Raw genomic sequence first — 5,500 nt, 5'->3', positions numbered from 1 at the left:
ACTTGACGTCCTGCACGCGATGGCGGATTACCGTATTCGCACGGTCACTCAGGTATTGGAGAACATCGCCTTTCGTGCCGAAATCGGTTGCGATACGGTGGTGCTTTCTGACTTTTGCAAACTGCTGGCCATTCCGTTGCGGGATGGTTGTGATTTGATGGATGTGATTGGTCGGAGGTTGTGGGCGCAGGCTGCGGAGTGAATGAAAACGGGCGACCTATGGGTCGCCCGATTTACATAGAGAATACAAAGCGTCGGGCCTATAAACCATCTGCATCAGCATCCTCCCTCTTAGAGGCATTTTTAAAAAACAGATCGGTTCCCCCATAATTTGGCCGGGACAGAAACCGTTTTGTTAGCTGGAGCAGTTGCTCCTTTTACACCGATTGACCGAAATATTTTTAATCAGGGATTTCAATATAGAATGTTTTCGAACAAATCTCCCAAGACATCCATCCGGGCCCAGGAAAAGCATCGAGCACACCTTCTAAAACAAACTTTTTGGTAAACTGTTCAACACGAGAACAATCGCCAAATTCCTGTACATATTTTTTTCCAGAGGAACTTTGACGATCCGGCGTATATACATCGATCATCCTTCTAAAAAAAACAACCTCCTCAAAAACAAACCAACAACCGCCAACATATTCGTGCATCGCATACAAACTATCCGACTTATTTTCATATTGAGTCCATTCATCCGAGCTAGTGCGCGCCCTTAAGATCCCATCGCATACAACCCACTCAACATACTCAACTTTTCTTAACGGATCATAAATATAATGCTTAGGAAATAAACGTTCAACATTTTCACTCTTATCTTCCGCACAACCAAAAAAACAAAACTCATTTCCTATTTTTGAAAGACCACCGTGCGGTAATACCAAACCGCCCTTCACAAAAACCCTGACCCTGTCAACTCCCTCTTCAAATTCTCCATACGTGCAATCAAACGTATTGAGCACTTCAAATTCGACTTTAACTATCATTTTATTTTCTCCAAAACAACAGTTCTCATACTGTCAAGATTCGTGATCACGCTCCCATCCGTACGAAGAAATTTTTGGCTGGAAAATCTTGGATCAAGAGTAGAGTCCTTAACAACTCGCAACCCTAACGACTCTAAATCAGACGCACTTGGAACTTTCCCATAGGGATTGGCAGAGTTTGCATTAACAAATATTTTCCCACCGGGCTCTACTACACGACTAGCCTCAGGCAGAAAGTCCATCATTGAGTTAGTACCACCCGCGCTTTTGGGAATAAATGGATTACTCGCAATAATTTCCCCTAGCGAGTTATTCCTGAAAGGTAACTTTGTAGCATCCGCACGGATACCCGTTTCAATATCAGCCCGAATATCTACGTTTATTGCACCTGGCGTTTGAGAATTTTTGCCCCCAAACAACTCAACAGTGGGTTTTACTACTCCATCTCCTTTCCCAACAAGAGCCTCCGCTGCCGCCCTCTTCGCAGCCTGACGCGAAGCCACCACCTCCATCACCGCGTCAATGACAACCTTACCACCCCGCAATCCGGTCAGCGAGAGGATCGCATCATCAATAGCGCTGACGGACTGTACCCCCTTCCCAGCCAGTGCCGATAAACGCCCTGCCGCATCTGCAACTGTGGAATCATAGGTCCCGGCATTCGATATTTCCCCTGAATACTGGCTCGTCTGGCTCTCCCCGTACTGCCTCCAGCGCTCATAGACGGCGCCCGGCCCGTAGGTTCCAGCAGCGTTGAACAAGGTCGAGTCGTTGAATTGCTCATCGGTCGCGTTGAATGCATAAACCGGCGCTCCATTGGCAATGATTTGCCGACCATCACTCCATGTCAGCGGTATTTTCTGCGCGGAGAGCTTGGCCACCACGTCGTAAGCGACCGCTAAGTCTCGAATAAAAGCGGCGGATTCGGGATCGTCCGAATTTGCCAGTTGCAGGATGCCTTGCAAACGCTTCTGGTCGACGGCATCCACCTGAGTACCGGCGGCGATCAGCAGCAAGTCTTCCCAAAGTGCACTGGACTCAGGTTTTCCTCGCTCTTTCTCAAGCTCTTGAGCCTTCTTCTCCAACAGCGGGATTTCTTGTTCCTTGTGCAGTTTTCGGTTGAACAGCTCTACGTTTCGGGCTGCATTTGCGCCCGTGACTGCGCCAGCTGTTCCTCCTGTTGATCCCACGGCCGAGCCTAGTCCCGTGGCGATGATTGTGGTTAGTGCGGCCTGCTCGGTGCCGACAATTCCACTTCTTTCTAGCGCTGCTTCGATGAACGGCATTAAAGCTGCCGAGGCTCCCGCTCCAATGGCTCCGTTTTGCACACTGCCACTCGACAAGCCCATTGCTGCACCGGCTAACGCATGCAGGAGGATTCGTGCCGCTCCACCTTCAGCCCAGGCCGCCCGAGTGATACTGTCGGTTGCATTGCGTTTTCGCGTATCAGCGTAATCGCCGATTTTTTTGAACATGTCGCTTGCGGTCGTGTTAGCGACAATTCCAACGGCTGTAGCGCCTCCGACGCCACCTAATCCTGCTGCAAGCAATCCCGACGCAATGTCGGCCATGATTCGCTTATTACCACCTACATTCCAACTCGCAGCGTCAGCCAATGCGAGTTTTGCCGCCAAAAACTCTTCTGAGGTTCTGGCTTTTTCCTCCTGTTCAGTTGCCGCATTGTATTTAGCTTGCGCGTATGTATTGATTGCACTGCCCGCCAGTTGCACCGTGCTTTGGATAAGATCAATGCGCTCCTGTATGGCCTTTTCGTCAGGCCGATCAAGCTGCTGGTTTGCATTCGCCGTGTCGCGGTTCAGCCCTATCAAATCGTTAGCGCCAGCGGAGTTACGTACAGTCATCGAACCCTCGCTGACAGCGCCCCGGGTCTTGCTGTGATCGGACTCACCTAATAGCAAAGGAACCGCACCGCCCAGTTGTGGCTGCGCCCCGCTTGTATAGGACAAACTCAATCCCACAGCCTGACTATCAATCGAACTGGTGTTTTTAATGTCAGAAACAACCAAGCGATCCGTGCTGAGATAGTTATTGTCAGCAGTCGCTTCGCTGGCGATCACGGCACCTCTTAGCTGCGTAGAGCCGCCGACATGGATGTCATAGCCCCCCGTACCCGCGTACAAACCACTCTGTTCAATAACAGCCTTGTAATCGCTATTAGTCTTGCCCGCCGCGATATTGCCGGTGGCCGTAACCGTTGCCCCGTAACAAAACGGTGGAATACAGATACTGGCGCCTGCACCTCCGCTTTTTTGTTCACTTTTCTGACTGGCTTCATCCTGACGGGAAGCGATATTGAGATTACCGCCTATCTCGGCCTTGATTGTTTCTGCGCGGACCTGAGCGCCAGCCAACGTGGTGTCCCGACCGCTCTTGAGCATCAGCAGGCCCGTATCCACTGTGCTATTGACCTGGGTTATCTCACTTCCCGTACCCATGCCTTTGGCGACTTGAGCCCCTAGGTCGAGAGTAAATCCATTCTGCTCACCGATATTGAAACTAGCGCCAATGCTGGTCTTGTTATGGCTATTTTGGTTATCCCATTGTTTACGGTTCTGGGCGCTTTCCAACGTGATTGCGTTGTTCGCCTGCAGCAGAGTTTCGTTCGCTTTGAGCTTGCTACCTACAACATGAATATTGCCTTCGGAGCCTTTAGCGTCTCCCGTTGCGACGATAGTCAGACCCGAACCGCTGGTGAGACTCGATTGCCGAACGGTTTCACTGTTGTATTCGCTAGAGCTTTTGCTGTGGGTTGCGCCCAGCTCAGTACCGATCTTGATCAGCGAACCACCGCTGTTGGCAGGCCGGCCTTCGGACTCCTGAGCCGAACCGCCCCCCAGCCCCGCGACAGCGTTGTAGGTAGAAAGTAACGCTTGCGCTCCTTTCACAGCCTTTAGGCGCCCATCATCTGCTTCTTGCGCTGCATGTACATCGTTGCGAATGCTTTTGACTGTATCGACCACTATGCCGCCAACAACCCGGCCTACCGCCAAGCTGTTCGAACTGTCTTTACTGGTCTGTTGGGCTGTTTCAGTCCCCGCAATGATGCTGACGTCCGAACCGCGCAAGGACATGTCCTTGGTACTGACAAGGTCGCTGGCAACGACTTTCAAACCGCGCCCCGCCGTCAACAAGACGTTTCCATTGCTGGAGCCTACGGTACTCGCGGTGAGTGTGGTTTCCTGTGCATTACCGTTGTGCTTTTGGGAGTTTATCGACTGATGCATATTGCCGGTGATGTCATCTAGTCCGCCGTTATTGCCCGTCAACACTCCTGTCAGATCACGGCCCTTGGCTTTATGTAACTCGTCACGCTGGAACGTGTTTTGAGCAGCCTCAATGGTCAAGTCTCGAGCGGCATCCACGGTCAAATCGCCTGTACTGACCAGTGACGAACCTTTTACCGCGACGTCACGCCCTGCCACGACGTCAACCGTGTCTCCGGACACCATGCTGCCAACTGCTTGAGTTCGCGTCTCGCTCACTTGGTCTTTGATTTTGCTCGACTTCAAGCCGCCCCAGCTGCTTTTGCTTGAGCTGCGCTCGTGACGTTCACTGTTTGAGTCAGTGACAGCAAGAATCTGAACATCATTGCCCGCCACTAACTGAGCGCCACCTTTATCCGCAACAACACCGCTACCTTTGATCAGCAAGTCCTGACCTGCGACCAAAATACTGTTACCGCCCGAGGTCACCATACTGCTGACGTTGGTAACAGAGCTGGTTCCATCAAGACGAAACTTCTTCCCGGAAGAAGACTTCTTGGTCTTGCTATAGAAGCTGTAGTCCGAATCCTCAGCCGATTGCAGCACCAGATTCGCACCCGCCGCCAGATAAGCCTCATCCCCCGCACTCACCCGGCCGGCAATCAGATCCAGATCCTTGCCCGCACTGAGGGTAATGCTGCCCCCCGCATTAACATTGGCAGACACCTGCCTGACATGGTCTTCCTGACTGGTGAACTTTTTGTTTTGACTAAAGGAATGCTGCTCATCCGCCGCCGAGGCCAGTGTCAGGTCGCGGACAGCGCTCATGCTGACGTCACGTTTTGCGTCGATCTGACTGGCGATGACTGTGAGGTCTCGACCGGCATTGACCTTCAGGTCCTGCCCCACATCCACGTCTGAGCCATATTGGGTGATGGTCTGATCGCGGTGTGTGCCGACCTCGTGGCTGACAATCTGTTCGGCGGAAGTGATGTTGACGTCACGTCCGGCGTTGATCGTGGTGTCAGCTCCGCTTTTCAGCACGCCACCGGTGTTGTTGACGTCGCGGCCAGCGTTGAGGGTCAGCGCATTGGCAGCCTCGATGCGGGCGGCGCTGTTGACGAAGTCCGTGCGCTCGTTGGTGTAACCCGTTCCACTTTCATGGGTGGTGACGGTGCGTTCGTTGATCACATCGCCACGGGTGGCGGTGAGCGTCACATCCCGCCCGGCAATGATCCCCCCCGCCCTGTTGGTCAAATTATTGGTGGCGAGCAAATCCAACCGCTC

3 protein-coding genes are annotated in these 5,500 nt (G+C 52.4%); 1 reads left to right on the top strand and 2 read right to left on the bottom strand.

Features of this window, described 5'->3' with window-relative positions:
• On the top strand, window positions 1-202 hold a 202-nt coding region (locus PMI18_RS22560), incomplete at its 5' end, for a hypothetical protein (protein WP_007897212.1).
• A gap of 199 nt (window positions 203-401) precedes the next feature.
• Here PMI18_RS22560 and PMI18_RS22565 read toward each other — a convergent pair.
• Together PMI18_RS22565 and PMI18_RS0129355 are read right to left on the bottom strand one after the other, a co-directional pair.
• The gene (locus tag PMI18_RS22565) at window positions 402-989 is read right to left on the bottom strand and encodes a hypothetical protein (protein ID WP_007897209.1); all 588 of its coding nucleotides are present in this window, start codon (window positions 987-989) and stop codon (window positions 402-404) included.
• On the bottom strand, window positions 986-5,500 hold a 4,515-nt coding region (locus tag PMI18_RS0129355), incomplete at its 5' end, for a hemagglutinin repeat-containing protein (RefSeq protein ID WP_007897205.1). The genes PMI18_RS0129355 and PMI18_RS22565, both read right to left, overlap by 4 nt.

It is taken from the genome of Pseudomonas sp. GM102 (genome assembly GCF_000282555.1).
In the GTDB taxonomy this organism is placed as follows: Bacteria; Pseudomonadota; Gammaproteobacteria; order Pseudomonadales; family Pseudomonadaceae; genus Aquipseudomonas.
The sequence above is the reverse complement of the archived record's forward strand: the minus strand, read 5'-3'. Positions and strand labels throughout refer to the sequence as shown.

Coding starts and splice junctions, on each gene's coding strand:
- PMI18_RS22565 (WP_007897209.1), bottom strand. CDS start 989: ATGATAGTTAAAGTCGAATTTGAAGTGCTCAATACGTTTGATTGCACG.